The organism is Desulfomicrobium escambiense DSM 10707 (assembly GCF_000428825.1).
In the GTDB taxonomy this organism is placed as follows: domain Bacteria; phylum Desulfobacterota; class Desulfovibrionia; order Desulfovibrionales; family Desulfomicrobiaceae; genus Desulfomicrobium; species Desulfomicrobium escambiense.
The window spans coordinates 78,504-94,094 of record NZ_AUAR01000010.1; the positions used below are offsets into that span (position 1 = coordinate 78,504).

The following is a 15,591-nucleotide window of genomic DNA, read 5'->3' on the forward strand; positions in this document are numbered from 1 at the left end:
TCAGTTCGCCGGGCCGGCGTAAACCCTGGGCATGGGCAGCTTCCATTTTTCGTAGATGGGCAGGAGCTTCCCCTGTTCCGCCAGGGCGCGCATCCCCTGTTCGAAGGCGTCCCGCAGTTCCCGACCGCGCGGGCTGGTGGAGAAGACGGGGGCGTATTGGCGGAAGCCGACGGACTCGATGCGGAAGTTTCCGGAGTCGAGGGGCGGCTGGTAGGCGTTCACGGTTTCCGTGATCAGATGGTAATCGTCGATGTAGCAATCCGAGGATTCGCGGACCACCCGCTTCAGGGCCTCGGTGCCGGTCGTGGTTTCGTCGAACTGCACCGGAACCGGAAAATCGTGCGGCGAATAGTAGCCCAGCCGCCACACCAGCCGTTTGTTCTCCAAGGACGCCACGCCGTTCCAGTGCGGAAAGGTCCTGCTCAAGAACAGGGCGTGGAACTCCCCCTCGTACATGGGCAGCCGTGCGAGTTCGAGACCGTCCTCGGCCTTGGCCTGGCAGGTGTAGATGTCGGCCTGCCCTTCGCGCACCATGATCAGCCCCCTCTTGGCCGGTGTCTCCAGGTGCCTGACCGTGTCTCCGCGCCGGGTGAAAACGGCGTTCATCAAATCATGGTAGAGACCCCGGCCGTCGGGTCCCGTAAAGCCTTCCCAATACGGCGAGACGGTGATTACCTCCCCGGCGAAGGCGCTGAACGAGGGAATCAGGGCGAACAGGACGGCGGACAGGAGCAGGGCGTGGAGGCGTGGTCTGGTCATGGGACGGCACCATACCCGACCGCAGCGCTCCGAACAAGTGAAAACAAGGCGTTCGGCAGGGAATGCGTACGGGCTTGCGCCCGAGGGCGCTCCGTGTTTTTGTCGCTGTCGGTGGTCAGGGCATAGGTGCATGCATGAAGCCTTGTTGGCCCGACCGGAATAATCAACCATACGCCCGGGAGGGCATCCATGCGGGACAGATATGAGCGGGCCGTGCAGATTGTATCCCTGTTGGACCTGACCTCGCTCTCCGGAACCGAGAGCGAGGCGGACATCGATGCGCTCTGCGCCAAGGCCGTCGGGCCGTGCGGCCATGTGGCCGCCCTGTGCGTCTTCGCCAGGCACCTGCCGCGCGTCGCGGAGAATCTGACCCGGATGGGCCTGAGCGGCGTCGAGGCTGCCACGGTGGTCAATTTTCCTGCCGGCCGGCTTGATCCGACGGTCACCGCGGATGAGATTCGAGCGGCATTGGGACTCGGCGCCACGGAAATCGATCTCGTTTTCCCCTACTCCGCCTTTCTCGAAGGACGCGAGTCCGACGTGCGCGGCTTTATGGTCGAGTGCCGCGCGGCCTGCCCCGTGCGGCTCAAGGTCATCCTGGAGAGCGGGGCCCTGGTTCGGCCGGACGTGATCCGGGCGGCCAGCCGTCTGGCCCTGGACTGCGGCGCGGATTTCCTGAAGACATCCACGGGCAAGGCGGCGGTGCACGCCACGCCCGAGGCGGCCAGGGTCATGCTCGAAACCATCGCCGAGAGAGGCGGCACGGCCGGATTCAAGGCCTCGGGCGGGTTACGCACTATGGCCGACGCCCTGGCCTATCTTGAACTGGCCGAGGACATCCTCGGCCCCGGCTGGGTCGGCCCGCGCACGTTTCGCTTCGGGGCCAGCGGCCTGCTGGACGACGTGCTGGCCGTGGCCGCTGCGGGAGGGGCTGCGTGCGCCGCGCCTGCCTGATCGTGCTCGATTCCCTGGGCGTGGGCGGGGCTCCCGACGCGGCCCGCTTCGGCGACCAGGGAGCCGACACGCTGGGGCACATCGCCCGGGCCTGCGCCCGCGGGTTGGCCGACGATGGCCGCTTAGGGCCCCTGCGCCTGCCGAACCTGTGCGCCATGGGGCTGGGCCTGGCCGCAGGGCTCGCCACGGGATGCGTCCCCGACGGCCTGGCCCCGGCCGGTTCCGTCACGGCCGCGTACGGCTGCGCCACCGAGATCAGCCGCGGCAAGGATACGCCCAGCGGGCATTTCGAGATGACGGGGGCCCCCGTGCTCTTTGACTGGGGCTATTTCGAGCCCGCCGAGGAATCCGTCCCGCTGGCGCTGCTGGACGAACTTTCGTCGCGCGCGGGCCTGCCCGGAGTTCTCGGCAACTGCAAGGCCTCGGGCACCGAGATTCTGGTCCGTCTGGGCGAGGAGCACCTGCGCACGGGCAAGCCCATCGTCTACACGTCCGCGGACTCGGTCCTGCAGATCGCGGCCCATGAAACCCGCTTCGGGCTGGAGCGGTTGCTGGCGGTCTGCGCCGTGGCCCGGACCCTGGTCGATGGCCTGCGTATCGCCCGCGTCATCGCCCGGCCCTTTGTCGGCGAGGATGCGGTGACGTTCAGGCGCACCGGCAACCGCCGGGACTTCTCCATCCCGGCCCCGACGCCGACCCTCCTCGACGGTCTGGCCGAGGCCGGCGGAACGGTCTTGTGCGTGGGCAAGGTTGCGGATATTTTCGCCCATCGCGGCGTGACGCGCAGCATCCGCGCCCACGGCCAGGACGGCCTCATGAACGCGACCCTCGCGGCCTGGGACGGGGCCGGGGACAGGACCCTCGTGGTGACGAATTTCGTTGATTTTGATTCCGTTCACGGCCATCGTCGGGACGTGGCCGGGTATGCCCGCGCGCTGGAATCCTTCGACGCCCGCCTGTCCGAACTGATCGGGCGGCTTGCGCCCGGCGACCTGTGCATCCTGACGGCGGACCATGGCTGCGACCCGACCTGGGCCGGCACGGACCACACCCGCGAGCGGGTGCCCGTTCTGGCCACGGCCCCCGGAATCGCATCCGGGAGCATCGGGGTGCGTCCCACGCTGGCCGACATCGGCGCGACGCTGGCCAGCTTTTTCGGTCTGTCCGGCACCGGTTACGGCAGGCCGTTTCTCGACGGGGACGGCTTGCGCATACTCCCTTGAGGTATCTTCATGAATTTGCAGTGCAGTCCCGACCCGTGCAGCCTCTCCGAGAGGGCCAAACCCACGCTCATCAGGATCATGGTCTGGGGCGGCGTCTTCGGGGTGGTTTTCATCCTGCGGTCCTTTTTCCTGCTGCTCTTCCTGACCTTCGTCTTCGGCTACGTGCAGAACCGCGGCGTGAACCGCCTGCAGAACCTGATTCCGCACCGCGCCACGCGCGTGGTGCTGGTCACGACGCTCTTTCTCGGCGTGCTGGTTGCCGTTGGCGTCTTTCTCGTGCCCCGAGCCAAGGACCAGACGGTCCTTTTCGTCACGCAGCTGCCGCAGTACGTCCAGCGCCTGGACCAGGAACTCGGGGCCCTCGGCGAACGCTACCCGCTCATCGCCAACGCCATCCCGGAACTGGGAGCCAGCGGGGAGCACGGCACGTCGGTCATGGGCAAGTCCAGGGTCGCGGCCCTGCTGCAGCAGGTCTTCAACCTGGCCGAGCACCCCGAGGGACAGAACAAGGTCAACCAGTTCCTCGACCTCGTGCGCGGCGTGGGCGGGCGCGTCGCGGCCATCGCCTCGGCCTTTCTCCTGGCCCTGCTCTTTTCCTTCCTCATCGTCCTCGACCTGCCGCGTCTGAGTTCCAGCGTGCGTTCCCTGGAGAAATCCAGACTCGATTTCGTCTACCGGGAGGTGGCCGGCAGCATCCGCGATTTCGCCACGGTCCTGGGCAAGTCCCTGGAGGCGCAGTTCGCCATCGCCGTGCTGAACGCCATCCTGACGGCCGTGGGCGTGTCCCTGCTGGGACTTGGTTCGAGCATGGCCTTTCTGACGGTCATCGTCTTTCTGTGCAGCTTCATTCCCGTTCTGGGCGTTTTCATCAGCTCCGTGCCCATCTGCCTCATCGCCCTGCAGGCGTCGGGCCTGACGACCATGCTCCTGGCCATCGTCATGATCACGGTCATCCACCTCATCGAGGGGTACGTGCTGAACCCGAGGATCTACGGCTCCTACATGCGTATCAACCCGGTCATCGTGCTCTTCATCCTGACCATCGGGGCCAAGCTTTTCCATATCTGGGGACTGGTTCTGGGCGTGCCCATCTGCACATACATCTTCGGGCACGTCATCCAACGTTCTCAATCAGACGAAAAGGTTGCCGAGTCGGCGCCTTCGGAGCCGGCGCAGGGCTGAGCCCTCGGCAATGAACCGGTCCTGTGCGGCGAGCGCCGCGGACCGCAAGGACATGAACACGATTTGCAGGAGGAGAGCGTGAACAAGGGGCCCATCATCGTGATCGTCGAGGAGGCGTGCCTGTCCCGGAATGTGCTGGTCAAGGCCTTGCGGGCCTGGGGGTACGACTGCGCGGTGGCGGAGTCCGAGGAAACGGCCTGGGCCGCGCTCAATGCCGCCGCGGAGCCGAGGATCGTCCTGACCGACTGGCACGCCGACTTTCTGGACTGCGAGGAGTTTTTCAGCCGACTGCGCTCCGACGAGTCCCTGCGTGGCGCCTTTGTCATGGGCGGTGTGCCGCGCGGGGCGGTGGGCGCCATCCGGCGCTGCATCGCCGCCGGAGCCGACGACTACGTTTCCAGACCCTACGATCTCGACGATGTGCGGCTGCGGCTGCACAACGCCGCGAAGATGATGGGACGTGCCCCCCGTGGGCCCGTCTTCCCGGAGGAATAGCGTCGCTGCCCCCATGCGGCCTCTGCCCGTGAGCTCGGGCAGTCACGCCACGCTTTGGCTTGAAATGGAGAAAGCGTCCCGGAGTCGTTTCGGGGCGCTTTTTTTTCAGAGCGTCGCTGACCAGAAGAGGGCGTTTTTCTGGATGGCCATGTTCATCTCCGGCTGAATGAACTCGTGGCCCGCATCGACAAAGGGCAGGTATTCGATGCTCGCCTCCAGGGGGTGCAGCGAGCCGCCCCGGATTTTGGGGAAGAGGTTCTTGCGGGCCGGGGCGAGGCGGCCGAGGACTACGGGGACGGCCTGGAAGGCCTCTTTCTGCGGCAGCGTGACGGGATGCAGCGGGGTCTTCGGCAGCGTCTCCAGCACCGGGGCGTCGGGCTGGTAGAGGCTGACCTGGGCGCTCAGGTTCAGGAAGAGTTCCGGCCTGATCTTGAAGGCCGGGACCCGGAAGGAGAAGGCCGTTGATTCCATCCAGGGCAGCAGGGCCCTGGGCAGGTTGGTCAGCCGGATCAGGTCGGCCCAAGTCTCCAGGCGGAAGCCCTTGGCGCGGAAGCGCAGGTTCCAGAAGGGCAGGTACAGGGCAGGCTGCTCCGGCGTCTGCAGGAAGTGCGGCGTGACGCGCGACCCGCCCTCGGGGCCGGGCTCCCAGGCCGTGTCGCAGTGGGGGCAGGTCTGGACCAGGCTGCTTCGCTCCCCGACCAGATCCCAACCGCACTGGGGGCACAGCGTCGAGGAGAAGCGCAGGTGGCTGCCCGCCTTTTCGAGCTGGGTCTCGTCGATGCAGGCCGGTCCGAGGACCTTGCCCGTCAGCCCATCCACGAGGTCCTGGCCTTGAAAGACCGGCAGATGGATCAGGGACATGACATCGCCGACGCAGGCCGTGAGGCTCGGGCCGGACGCCGTGGCCAGGCCGGGAACGGCCTTGAGCAGCCTGGCCTTGAAGTCTCCGTTGCCGAAGGCCGGCGCCAGGAAGAGGCCAGGCGTGGTCGGTTCGACAAAGGACAGCTTCATGGCCTGGGTGCGCAGGCCCAGGGACGGGGACAGGGCCGGCATGTCCACGGCCAGCAGGCTCGAATCGAGGATCTTGTGGCGCAGGGCCAGCGGGTCGAGGACGAAGGCGTTGCCCCGGAAGCGCCAGTACGGGACGTAGACGAGTGTGTCCGGGCTTTCGATGCGCGGCTTCATGTAGTAGCTGAAAGGCCCGTCCGAGTGGATGAAGAGGCGGACCTGACAGAACGGACAGGCAAAGATCCTGTCCGTTTCGTCAAGCTCGACCGGCGCGCCGCACTGCGGGCATTGATGGGAGAGCAGGGCCTCGGTCATGCTCAGGCCATGCGCTCACCGCAGTGGTTGCAGAACGTGGATGAGGCCAGGTTCTCCTGGCCACAGGACGGGCATTTGACCGTTTCGCGGGCGTTCCCGGCCGGCTGGCCGCAGCGCGGGCAGAAGCGCGTGCCCGGCGCGAGGTTCTTGCCGCAGCCGCGGCACTGCTCGAAGACCACGAGCTGATGGCCGCAGGACGGGCAGAATCTGTCGTCCTGGCGGATGGGCTGGTGGCATTCGGGGCACTGCAGGCCCGGGGCCTGCGGCGCCTGCGCCGTCTGGCCGGCCATCTGCAAGGCCTGGGCCATGAGGGCCGGCATCATGAAGCCCACGCCCATGCCCATGGCATCCCCGGCCGCACCGGGGTTGGCGGCGGCCTTCTCCATGGCGCTGGCGGCCTTGAGCTGCATGAGCTTGTTCATGTCCTCGAACATGCCGAGCTTGGTCTTGTCGTCCATGGCCTTCTGGACTTCGGGCGGCGGCGTGATGGAATTGATGTAGAGCTGGTTCAGGGACAGGCCGAAGCGCCGGAAATCATCCTGCAGGCGCTGGCGCAGGCCGTCGGACCACTCTTCGTAGCGGCTGGGCAGGTTCAGGATGGTGTCCATGTTCTCGCCGAGGAAGTCGTTGAAGCGCGAGACGATGACCTTGCCGAGGTACTCGCTCAGGTCGGCCACGGAGAAGGAGGCCATGGTGCCCACCAGGGAATTGATGAACAGCAGGGGCTGCACGACCTGGATGTTGAACATGCCGTACGCCCGCAGGCGGATGAGCCCCAGTTCCGAGTCCTTGAAGGCCACGGGCTCTCGCGTGCCCCACTTCAGGTTCGCGAAGACCTTGGTGTTGATCATGTAGGCTTCGGCCCGCAGGGGGCTTTCCAGGCCCCAGGGGATGCCCATGATCTTGTTCAGGATGGGGATGTTGGCGGTCTTGAGGGTGTGCCGGCCTGGGCCGAAGACGTGCACGGCCTTGCCGTTGTAGAAGAAGATGCCGGCCTGGGACTCGCGCACGACCATCTGCGCGCCGTATTTGATCTCGCCGGACCCTTCCTGGGGGAAGCGGCGGGCGATTTCCTGTCCGCTGTCGTCAAACCATTCGATGAGTTCAAGAAAGAAGACATTGTTGGCGCCCATGGGCCCTCCGTGGCTGCGGTGTCGATCGGGCTTCCTTAGGACGAATCCCTTGCAATTACAACTTGGGACCCTTAGTGAACAGGGCACAATCCATGGAGGTCTTCATGCACACCGGCAAGGAAATCATGTCCGCGGCCGACATCGAGCGCTGCCTCGACCGCCTGGCCTGCCAGATCCTGGAACAGGTTCCCGAGCACGAATCCATCGCCCTGGTGGGCATCCAGCGCCGCGGCGCGGACCTCGCGGCCAGGCTGTGCAACCTGCTGTCGGAGCGCGCCGGCCAGAGCCTGCCCTGCGGCGAGCTGGACATCAACCTCTACCGCGACGACTGGACCACGTCCAAGTCCACCCCGAACATCAACGCCACGCGCATCGATTTTCCCGTCGAGGACAAGACCATCATCCTCATCGACGACGTCCTCTTCACCGGCCGGACCATCCGCAGCGCCCTGGAGGCCATCCTCGACTTCGGCCGGCCGCGGTGCGTCAAGCTCCTGGTCCTCATCGACCGCGGGCACCGCGAGTTGCCGATCCAGGCCGATTTCACCGGCAAGACCGTGTCCACCGAGCGCGACCGCCAGATCAACGTCTTCCTCAAGGAGCGCGACGGCCTGGACCAGGTCCTGCTGAACTGATCTCCCTTCCGCCGCAAACAACGAAGGCCGCCCTCCCTTGCGGGAAAGGCGGCCTTTTTTGCGTGGAAACGACCGGGCTAGATGAGTCCCTTGCCGGCCAAAAAGGCGCGCAGGCTATCGGCGTTGGCCGGGCTCATGGGCACCAGCGGCAGCCGCAGCTCCAGCTTGATGCGACCCATGAGGGCCAGGGAGGTCTTGGCCGGGATGGGGTTAGTCTCCAGGAACATCATGCGCGAGAAGGGTGCCAGCTCGAAATGCAGCTTCTGCGCCGTGGGCAGGTCGCCGGCGAACCAGGCCGCGCACATGCCGCTCATCTTGTCCGGCAGGATGTTGGAGACCACGGAGATGACGCCGCAGCCGCCTACGGACAGGAGCGGCAGGACCGTGAAGTCGTCGCCCGAGAGAACCTGGAAGTCCGGGCCGCAGTATTCGAGTACCTGGGAGACCTGGTTCAGGTCGCCCGTGGCTTCCTTGATGCCGATGACGTCCTTGATGTCCTTGTTCAGGCGGGCCACGGTGGCCGGCAGGAGGTTCACGCTGGTGCGGCCGGGCACGTTGTAGACGATGAAGGGCATGGACACTTCGGAGGCGATGCGCTTGAAGTGCTGGTACAGGCCCTCCTGGGTCGGCTTGTTGTAGTAGGGGGTGATGAGCAGCGCCCCGTCGGCCCCGGCCTCCTTGGCGTACCGCGTCAGCTCCACGGCCTCGGCCGTGTTGTTGGACCCGGCCCCGGCCAGGACAGGCACCCGTCCTTTGACCTGGTCCACGCAGATGCTGATGACGCGTTTGTGCTCCTCGTGGCTCATGGTCGCGGATTCGCCGGTGGTGCCGCAGGGCACAACGCCGTTGATGCCGCTCTGCACCTGCCATTCGATCAGCTGCCGGTAGGCTTCCTCGTCGATCTGGCCGCCTGAGAACGGAGTGACCAGGGCTGTGAAGGCTCCTTTGAATTGCATCGTTTCCTCCCGGGTTTGGGCTGTGGTTGTTGCGTGTGCCTGGGGGCTTTAGAGGCCCATGGCGGCCGGGCTGAACTCGCCCTGGTAGACGACGGTGGCCTTGCCGCGCAGGAAAATGTCCGATCCGTTCACGGTGATCCCGAGCACCTCTCCGCCGGAGGTGGTCACGCGGGCCGTGGCCCCGCACAGGCCCAGGGCGTGGGCCACGGCCACGGAGGCCGCGGCGCCCGTGCCGCAGGCGTAGGTCTCGTTCTCCACGCCGCGTTCGTAGGTGCGCAGCAGAAGTTCTCCGGGGCCGACCACCTGGATGAAGTTGGCGTTGGTCCCGGCCGGGGCGAAGCGTTCGTGGTAGCGCACCTTGGCGCCCAGGCCCCTGACGTCCAGGGCCTTCACGTCGTCCGTGACGATGACCGTGTGGGGCACGCCGGTGTTGGCGAAATGGGCGGTCCGGGTCTCGTCGCCGAGCTGCAGCGGGAAGTTCAGGGTCAGGTCTCGGGCCGGGGTCAGCTGCACCTCGACCTCGCCGGCTTCGGCGAAGACCTTGGCGTGGACGGGGCCGGCGTCGGTGAGCATGAAGTGCTCGGCCGGGGCCATGCCCAGGCGGTAGGCCAGCAGGGTCGCGCAGCGCGAGCCGTTGCCGCACATCTCGGCGCGCGAGCCGTCGGCGTTGAAGAAGTGCCAGCGCGTGGCGGCGCGGCCCGAGTCGTCCGCTTCGAGAAAGATGATGCCGTCGGCGCCGATGCTGAAGGCGTGGGGGCACAGGGCCCTGGCCCAGCCGGGCATGGCGTCGGGGGATATGGAGCGGGCGCGGTTGTCGATGACGATGAAGTCGTTGCCGCTGCCCTGCATCTTGTAGAAGGGCTGGGTGGGTCCGGAGAAAATGGACATGTCGTATCCTTGGGGGCAATCTATTATTGCTTTTCCGTTAGGGGGAATCGGCCGAAAATGCAAGAAATTGGCGTGTTACCGGGTGAAGATGGCCTGGATGTCCGGGGCCGAAGCGATGTTGTCGCCCAGGGGCTGGGACAGGGTCCGGACGGACTGCTCCGGCGCCCACACGATCTTCTCCCCCGGAGCGGGCAGGGCGGGGATGGTCACGGTGTGCACGTTCTTGCCCTTGGTGAAGGCGCGCACCCACAGCACCCGGTTGTCCCGCAGGTACAGCCCCGAGTAGCCGGGGCCTTCGCCCGAGCCCAAAATGATGTCGAACACGGGCTCGGCCTTGTCGATGAAGGCGTTTTCCCGCGCCGCGCCCCAGGTGCTCACGCCGATGACGAGGTTGAACTTTCCCTTGGCCCGCAGATTCCGGGCGTAGTCGACCAAGCGCTCCTCCATGGCCGGGTCGGTCCTGCCCGAGTCGGGGAAGAGGACGAAGGCCAGCCGCCCGCCGGGCACGTTCCGTTCGACCAGGGCCGGTTCGTCGAGGGGGGCCTGCCACGTGCGCGCGGGGCGCACTTTCGTTCCGTTCAGCACAGCAGCGTCGGCCGGGCTCAGCAGGAAGATGTCGTAACCCAGCATGCCGTAGGCCTGCTTGAGCTGTTCCACGGCCGCCGGATGCCGGTCGCCCTCGGTGCCGGGGACGGCGAATTCGTATCCGCCGTCGATGAACACCGCGCCGCCGTTCTCACGGACGGTCTTGAAGAAGGTGGCCCGCCGGGCCAACCCGCCGTAGGACTTGCCCCCTCAGGAGGGGCAGGGCGAGTGCTCGCCGTAGGTGTTGGCGGTGAAGACCAGGGCGGTTTCGGTCCCGGCCGTGGCGGAAAGGGGGGCGGCCGCCATGACCATGAGCAGCGCAGCGAGGAGGAGGTGTTTCATGGGCGTGTTCACATGTTTGATTTGAGGATGGGGCTGCGGGAGATGAGGTCCCGCAACCGGTCGCGGCGCTCCAGAATCTTGCGGGCGATCTCGCGGATGTCCTGGGCGGCCTGGCAGTTGGGGGCGAATTTGAGCAGTGGCACCTGGTGCCGCACGGATTCCGTGACCATGGGGTCGCGGTGGACCGCGCCAAGAAAGTTGACGGGCAGGTTCAGGAAATGCTCGCAGGCCTGGGACAGCCGGGTGAAGGCGTTCTTGGCCTCCTTGTCGGACTCCGCCATGTTGACGACGATCTGGAAGTTGCGAATCTGATGCTGGGTGCAGAGCACCTTGATGAGGGCGTAGCTGTCCGTCAGTGACGTGGGCTCGGGCGTGATGACCACGATGCGCTCCTGCGGCATGGCCGCAAAGGACAGCACCGTGGGGCTGATGCCCGCCCCGAGGTCCAGGAGGAGGAAGTCGTACTGCCGGAAGAGCGCGTCGAGCTTGTCCAGGAGCAGACTCTGCACGTCCTCGTCCAGTTCGACCAGTTCGGCCACGCCCGAGGCCGACGGCAGGAAGACGAACCCGTCCTTGGCCAGGGGCACGACCACGCTCTCTGCGCTCGTGCCGGCCAGGAGGTCCTGGATGTTCTTCTCAGGTGAAAGGCCCAGCAGGACGTCGAGGTTGGCCAGGCCCAGGTCCGCGTCCAGCAGGACCAGGGTCTGCCCCAGTTCGTGCAGGGCGAAGCCCAGGTTCAGTGTCAGGTTGGTCTTGCCCACGCCGCCCTTGCCGCTGGCCACGGAAATGCTGAAAGTCTTGTTCGAGTCGGTCATGTCAGTCCCTGTCCTCCCCGGTTTGCGGGGACGGAGCGAAGAATGAGGAGAAAAGGAAGCGCTTCTCGTTCTGGTGGACCAGGGAGCGGTCCTCGCCCAGGGAGAGGTCCAGAATCGGGGCGGTCTCGATGCGGTTCTTGCCCGCCCGCTTTGCGCGGTACATGGCCTGGTCCGCCTCCTCCATCAAGAGGGTCGCGTCCGGGACCTGCCGGCCGCGATAGCTGGCCACGCCCATGGACATGGTCACGGACAGCGCCGCATCGCCGCAGTGGATTCGGGACGAGATGATCGCGGCCTGAATCCGCTCCATCAGTTTGCAGGCCCGGAGCAGACCTGTTCCGGGCAGGAGAATGGCGAACTCCTCGCCGCCGATGCGGGCCGTCGTGTCGATCAGGCGCGTCTCGGCCTGCAGGACCGAAGCGATGGCCTTCAGCACCGTGTCCCCGCAGATGTGGCCGTAGGTGTCGTTAACGGCCTTGAAGTCGTCGAGGTCCATGACGCACAGCGTCAGCGGCGTTCTGAATCGGCCGCTGCGCTCCACCTCCAGGGCCATGGCCTGGTCGAATCCCCGGCGGTTGACCAGTCCGGTCAAAGGGTCCTGGCCCTGCAAGGTCGCCAGTTCCTCCATGTGCCGCTTGAGTTCCGCTAGCGCGGGGTACGCGCCGTCGTTCAGGGGCAGTACGAACCACTGCTCCATCCGTTTGCGCCTGAGCACCTGGGGCCAGGCCGGGTCCGAGCGGATCAGCCGGACCAGGGCCGAGACGTCCCCGCTCGTGGCGTGCAGCCGCAGCTCCCGTTCCAGGGTCTCCAGTTCGCCCAGGAGCGCCTCGTCCGAGGGCAGGTCAGGCAGAAGCATGGAGGTGGAGGAGGTAATTGTGGATGAATGCGTCGATGTTGCCGTCGAGCACCGCGTCGACATTGCTCGTCTCCGTGCCCGTGCGGTGGTCCTTGACCAGCCGGTAGGGCTGCAGCGTGTAGGTCCTGATCTGGGAGCCGAAGGCGATGGCGCCCTTGGCCACGTACTCGGCCTGCCGTTCGCTCGCGATCTTCTGCAGTTCCAGTTCGTAGAGGCGGGCCTTGAGGACTTTCATGGCCGCCTCCTTGTTCTTGTGCTGGGACTTCTCGTTCTGGCACTGGGCCACCAGCCCCGTGGGGATGTGCGTGATGCGCACGGCCGAGTCCGTGGTGTTGACGGACTGACCGCCGGGTCCGCTGGAGCGGAATATGTCCACGCGGATGTCCTCGTCGCGGACCTCGATCTCGATGTCCTGCCCCGCGTCGGGGTAGACGTCCACCGAAGCGAAGGAGGTGTGCCGCCTGCCGCTGGAGTCGAAGGGCGAGATGCGGATCAGGCGGTGCGTCCCCTTCTCGCCCTTGAGCTGGCCGTAGGCGTAGGGGCCGTGGATGTGCAGGGTCACGCTCTTCACGCCGGCCTCGTCGCCGGGCAGCAGGTCGAGGAGTTCGACCTTGAAGCCCGTGCGCTCGGCGAAGCGGCGGTACATGCGCAGGAGCATCTCCGCCCAGTCCTGGGACTCGGTGCCGCCGGCGCCGGGATGTATCTCCAGGATGGCTTCGCTGACGTCCTCGGGGTCGCTCAGCAGGGTGCGCATCTGCGCCCCTTCGAGCTTGGACTCCATTTCCGTCAGGGCGTCCTCCAGGGCGTGGAGCATCTCCTCGGTCTGCTCGGCCGCGGCCATTTCCAACCACTCCTGGGCGTTGTCGCGGGCGCGGGCCAGGTCTTCCCATTCACCCACGCGGCTTTCGAGCTGGGTCTTCTCCTGCAGGACCGGGGTCAGCAGGTCGGGCTTGTCCCAGACTCCGGGCGTGGAGAGCTGTTTTTCGATCTGCGCCAGGCGCTCCTTGTGGCCGCGAAGGTCAAAGACGCCTCCAGAAGTCGGTGAAGCGTTCGTCGAGCTGGGCTGCCTTGGCCTTGAGTTCCGAATATTGCAACATGGTGTGTGTCCGATCAGTGTCGTTTTCTGCCCCACTTGAGCCAGGCCAGGGTCAGCAGGACCAGGCCCAGGATGGGGAAGGTGGTGTGGATCAAAAGCATATGCTCGTGGTAAAAGGTCGTCTCTGTCAAGAGCGGCACGGCCGGGTCGTGCACAACCAGCGTGGCGAAAAGTTCCGAGGCTCCCTTGAGGCTCCCGTCGGGGCCGATGACGACGCTCACTCCCGTGTTCGTTGCGCGGATGATGGCGCGGTTCTGCTCCACGGCGCGCAGCACGGCCATGTGCAGGTGCTGCAGCGGGGCCGAGGAGCGCCCGAACCAGGCGTCGTTGCTGATGTTGACGAGCACGTTGGCCCCTGCCTCGACCCTGGCCTGGGCCAGTTCCGGGAAGATGGCCTCGTAGCAGATCAGAAGGCCCATGGCCATGGTGCCCGATGACAGGGGCGCGGAGTTGATGCCCGGCCGGAACTCGAACTGTCCCGGCACCAGCTTGGTGATGAAGGGCAGCCACTCACCCAGGGGTACGTACTCGCCGAAGGGCACCAGGTGCTCCTTGTCGTACCAGGAGACGACCTCGCCCCCCCGGTTCAGCAGGTAGGCGCGGTTGTGCAGCACGAACTGGGGGGCGCCGGGCTCCGTGGGCACGGAGTAGGCCGGGGATCCGGCCAGAAGCGGCACGCCTGCCTGCTTCACGGCTGCACGCACGGCGGTGGAGAAGTCCGACGGATCCTGGAAATAGAACGGCATGGCTGTCTCGGGCCAGACGACGAGATCCGGAGCGCTGCGTTCCACAGCTTCCCGGGTGAGTTTCACGTAGGTCGACAGGATCGAGGCCTGCAGGCTTTCGTCCCATTTGAGGCTCTGGTCGATGTTGCCCTGGATCATGCCGACCGACGCCGTGCCCACGGGTTCGGCCGGCGTGCGCAGGTAGGCCGGCAGCAGGCACAGGGCCAGGAGCGGCAGGAAGGCCAGGCCGGTGCGTAGGCGACCAGACGCCAGGACGTGCCCCATGGCGGCGACGACTCCGGACAGGCCGAAGCCGCCGATCCAGGCGGACAGTCCCAGCGTCGCCGGCCACGGGGCCAGGGCCGAGGCCAGGGTGATCCAGGGGAAGCCCGTCAGGAGATGGTTGCGCGCCAGTTCCAGCGACGCCCAGAGGAGCCCGCCCAGCAGCACGGCCAGGGGCGTGTGCAGCCGCGTGCGGACCACGTACATGGCCACGCAGAAGAGCCCGGCGTAGGCGGCCAGCACGGCGCCGACAAGGACCGGGCAGGGCAGGGCCAGGGCCCAGGGCAGGCCGCCGAAGTCGTGGACCGGAATGGCCAGCCAGTAGAGGCTGGCCGCGTACCCGGGCAGCGCGGTCAGCAGGCCCGTGCGGAAGGCGTGGCCGTAGCCCCGCGCCCTGGACGTCGCGAGGATCAGGGCCGCCGGCAGGAGCAGGACTGCCGGCGGGAAATGCGCCAGGGGGTTGGCGAAGCCGAACCACGCGCCGATGAGCGCCAGGCCCGCCGGTCCGAAACGGTACAGGAAGGAATCAGGACGGCTTGGTGACGAGAACCCACTGGATCTGTTTGACATCGGCTTCCTTGATGAGAAACGTGTGACCCTGCAGCTCCAGGGATTCGCCGGCTTCGGGGACGCGGCCGAGCTGTTCGCTGATGTATCCGCCGACGGTCTCGACCTGTTCGGACTCGAGCCGGATGGAGCATTCCTCGAAGAGGTCCTCCAGGCTCGTTCGTCCGGAAACGAGATAGGAACCGTCCTCTGCGGGCTGGATTTCCTCGGGGCGGACGGGGTCGTATTCGTCCTCGATGTCGCCGACGATTTCCTCCAGGACGTCCTCCAGGGTCAGCAGGCCGGCTGTTCCGCCGTACTCGTCCAGGACGATGGCCATGTGCTGCTTGTTGGTCTGGAAGTCCAGGAGGATGTTTTTGACGTTCTTGGTCTCCGGGATGAAATAGGGGGTACGCAGGACCTCGCTCATGCTTTCGGGGTGCTCGGCGCCCACGAAGAAGCGCAGGAGTTCCTTGCAGTGCAGGATGCCGACGATCTGGTCCTTGGTCTCCTTGTAGACGGGCATGCGCGAGTGCCCGCTCTCGAAGAATTTCGTGGCGACCTCGGTGATCGTCTCGTCGATTTCCGCGCAGACGATATCCGTGCGGGGGATCATGATTTCGTATGCCTGTTTGTCATCGAGCTGCAGCACGTTCAGAAGCATGGACATTTCGTCGTTCTGCAGTTCGCCGTCGTTCTTGGCCTCCTGGATCGCCTCTTCGAGATGGCATTCACCCCTGCGCGAGAAGAGGCGCCGTAGCGCGGTCCAAAGTCGACTGTCCGAGCCCTCATCCAT

16 protein-coding genes are annotated in these 15,591 nt (G+C 66.2%); 5 read left to right on the forward strand and 11 right to left on the reverse strand.

Going from position 1 to position 15,591, the window contains the following annotated elements; genetic code table 11:
* Entirely contained in the window at window positions 1-759 is a 759-nt protein-coding gene (locus G394_RS0110640; RefSeq protein ID WP_028577641.1) for a type 2 periplasmic-binding domain-containing protein, read from the reverse strand.
* Window positions 760-948: 189 nt separating this feature from the next.
* Between G394_RS0110640 and deoC the strand changes: the two genes are divergently transcribed.
* The 4 genes from deoC (at window position 949) to G394_RS0110660 (ending at window position 4,613) form a co-directional block, all read left to right on the forward strand.
* On the forward strand, window positions 949-1,713 hold the full coding sequence (deoC, locus tag G394_RS0110645) for a deoxyribose-phosphate aldolase (RefSeq protein ID WP_028577642.1): 765 nt from the start codon (window positions 949-951) through the stop codon (window positions 1,711-1,713).
* Window positions 1,695-2,936, forward strand: coding sequence for a phosphopentomutase (locus G394_RS0110650; protein ID WP_028577643.1), 1,242 nt, complete (start codon window positions 1,695-1,697; stop codon window positions 2,934-2,936). The genes deoC and G394_RS0110650 overlap by 19 nt, the downstream gene beginning before the upstream one ends.
* A 9-nt stretch (window positions 2,937-2,945) precedes the next feature.
* Entirely contained in the window at window positions 2,946-4,118 is a 1,173-nt protein-coding gene (locus tag G394_RS20225; RefSeq protein WP_051307112.1) for an AI-2E family transporter, read from the forward strand.
* Window positions 4,119-4,196: 78 nt separating this feature from the next.
* Window positions 4,197-4,613, forward strand: coding sequence for a response regulator (locus G394_RS0110660; RefSeq protein WP_169725553.1), 417 nt, complete (start codon window positions 4,197-4,199; stop codon window positions 4,611-4,613).
* Window positions 4,614-4,718: 105 nt separating this feature from the next.
* Here G394_RS0110660 and G394_RS0110665 read toward each other — a convergent pair whose 3' ends face one another.
* Complete coding sequence (locus G394_RS0110665) at window positions 4,719-5,936, reverse strand: TFIIB-type zinc ribbon-containing protein (protein ID WP_028577645.1); 1,218 nt, start codon at window positions 5,934-5,936, stop codon at window positions 4,719-4,721.
* 2 nt (window positions 5,937-5,938) lie between these two features.
* Window positions 5,939-7,069, reverse strand: a complete 1,131-nt coding sequence (locus G394_RS0110670) for an SPFH domain-containing protein (RefSeq protein ID WP_028577646.1) — start codon at window positions 7,067-7,069, stop codon at window positions 5,939-5,941.
* A gap of 104 nt (window positions 7,070-7,173) precedes the next feature.
* On the opposite strand from G394_RS0110670, the gene pyrR reads away from it, so the two are divergent.
* The gene (gene pyrR, locus G394_RS0110675) at window positions 7,174-7,704 is read left to right on the forward strand and encodes a bifunctional pyr operon transcriptional regulator/uracil phosphoribosyltransferase PyrR (protein WP_028577647.1); all 531 of its coding nucleotides are present in this window, start codon (window positions 7,174-7,176) and stop codon (window positions 7,702-7,704) included.
* Between the two features lie 77 nt (window positions 7,705-7,781).
* On the opposite strand, the gene dapA is transcribed toward pyrR, so the two are convergent.
* The 8 genes from dapA to G394_RS0110720 form a co-directional block, all read right to left on the reverse strand.
* Window positions 7,782-8,660: a 4-hydroxy-tetrahydrodipicolinate synthase gene (gene dapA, locus G394_RS0110680; RefSeq protein ID WP_028577648.1), complete on the reverse strand. Its 879-nt coding sequence runs from the start codon at window positions 8,658-8,660 to the stop codon at window positions 7,782-7,784.
* A gap of 48 nt (window positions 8,661-8,708) precedes the next feature.
* The gene (gene dapF, locus G394_RS0110685; protein WP_028577649.1) at window positions 8,709-9,548 is read right to left on the reverse strand and encodes a diaminopimelate epimerase; all 840 of its coding nucleotides are present in this window, start codon (window positions 9,546-9,548) and stop codon (window positions 8,709-8,711) included.
* A 75-nt stretch (window positions 9,549-9,623) separates the two neighbouring features.
* Window positions 9,624-10,475, reverse strand: a complete 852-nt coding sequence (locus G394_RS0110690; protein WP_425387235.1) for a UshA-like (seleno)protein family 2 — start codon at window positions 10,473-10,475, stop codon at window positions 9,624-9,626.
* An 8-nt stretch (window positions 10,476-10,483) separates the two neighbouring features.
* Window positions 10,484-11,290, reverse strand: coding sequence for a MinD/ParA family protein (locus tag G394_RS0110700; RefSeq protein ID WP_028577651.1), 807 nt, complete (start codon window positions 11,288-11,290; stop codon window positions 10,484-10,486).
* Between the two features lies 1 nt (window position 11,291).
* Entirely contained in the window at window positions 11,292-12,146 is an 855-nt protein-coding gene (locus G394_RS18820; RefSeq protein ID WP_051307113.1) for a GGDEF domain-containing protein, read from the reverse strand.
* Window positions 12,133-13,243, reverse strand: a protein-coding gene (prfB, locus tag G394_RS18825) for a peptide chain release factor 2 (protein WP_211226254.1) whose coding sequence is annotated in 2 segments (ribosomal slippage) — window positions 12,133-13,167 and window positions 13,169-13,243 — 1,110 coding nt in all. Because the reading frame shifts where the segments join, the coding sequence is not laid out codon by codon here. Before prfB ends, G394_RS18820 begins: the two co-directional genes overlap by 14 nt.
* A 13-nt stretch (window positions 13,244-13,256) precedes the next feature.
* Complete coding sequence (lnt, locus tag G394_RS0110715) at window positions 13,257-14,819, reverse strand: apolipoprotein N-acyltransferase (protein ID WP_051307114.1); 1,563 nt, start codon at window positions 14,817-14,819, stop codon at window positions 13,257-13,259.
* Window positions 14,776-15,591 (reverse strand): hemolysin family protein, encoded by an 816-nt coding sequence (locus tag G394_RS0110720; protein ID WP_028577653.1) that lies wholly within the window; start codon window positions 15,589-15,591, stop codon window positions 14,776-14,778. The genes lnt and G394_RS0110720 overlap by 44 nt, the downstream gene beginning before the upstream one ends.

Coding starts and splice junctions, on each gene's coding strand:
- G394_RS0110640 (WP_028577641.1), bottom strand. CDS start 759: ATGACCAGACCACGCCTCCACGCCCTGCTCCTGTCCGCCGTCCTGTTC.
- deoC (WP_028577642.1), top strand. CDS start 949: ATGCGGGACAGATATGAGCGGGCCGTGCAGATTGTATCCCTGTTGGAC.
- G394_RS20225 (WP_051307112.1), top strand. CDS start 2,946: ATGAATTTGCAGTGCAGTCCCGACCCGTGCAGCCTCTCCGAGAGGGCC.
- G394_RS0110665 (WP_028577645.1), bottom strand. CDS start 5,936: ATGACCGAGGCCCTGCTCTCCCATCAATGCCCGCAGTGCGGCGCGCCG.
- G394_RS0110670 (WP_028577646.1), bottom strand. CDS start 7,069: ATGGGCGCCAACAATGTCTTCTTTCTTGAACTCATCGAATGGTTTGAC.
- pyrR (WP_028577647.1), top strand. CDS start 7,174: ATGCACACCGGCAAGGAAATCATGTCCGCGGCCGACATCGAGCGCTGC.
- dapA (WP_028577648.1), bottom strand. CDS start 8,660: ATGCAATTCAAAGGAGCCTTCACAGCCCTGGTCACTCCGTTCTCAGGC.
- dapF (WP_028577649.1), bottom strand. CDS start 9,548: ATGTCCATTTTCTCCGGACCCACCCAGCCCTTCTACAAGATGCAGGGC.
- G394_RS0110700 (WP_028577651.1), bottom strand. CDS start 11,290: ATGACCGACTCGAACAAGACTTTCAGCATTTCCGTGGCCAGCGGCAAG.
- G394_RS18820 (WP_051307113.1), bottom strand. CDS start 12,146: ATGCTTCTGCCTGACCTGCCCTCGGACGAGGCGCTCCTGGGCGAACTG.
- lnt (WP_051307114.1), bottom strand. CDS start 14,819: ATGTCAAACAGATCCAGTGGGTTCTCGTCACCAAGCCGTCCTGATTCC.
- G394_RS0110720 (WP_028577653.1), bottom strand. CDS start 15,591: ATGGATGAGGGCTCGGACAGTCGACTTTGGACCGCGCTACGGCGCCTC.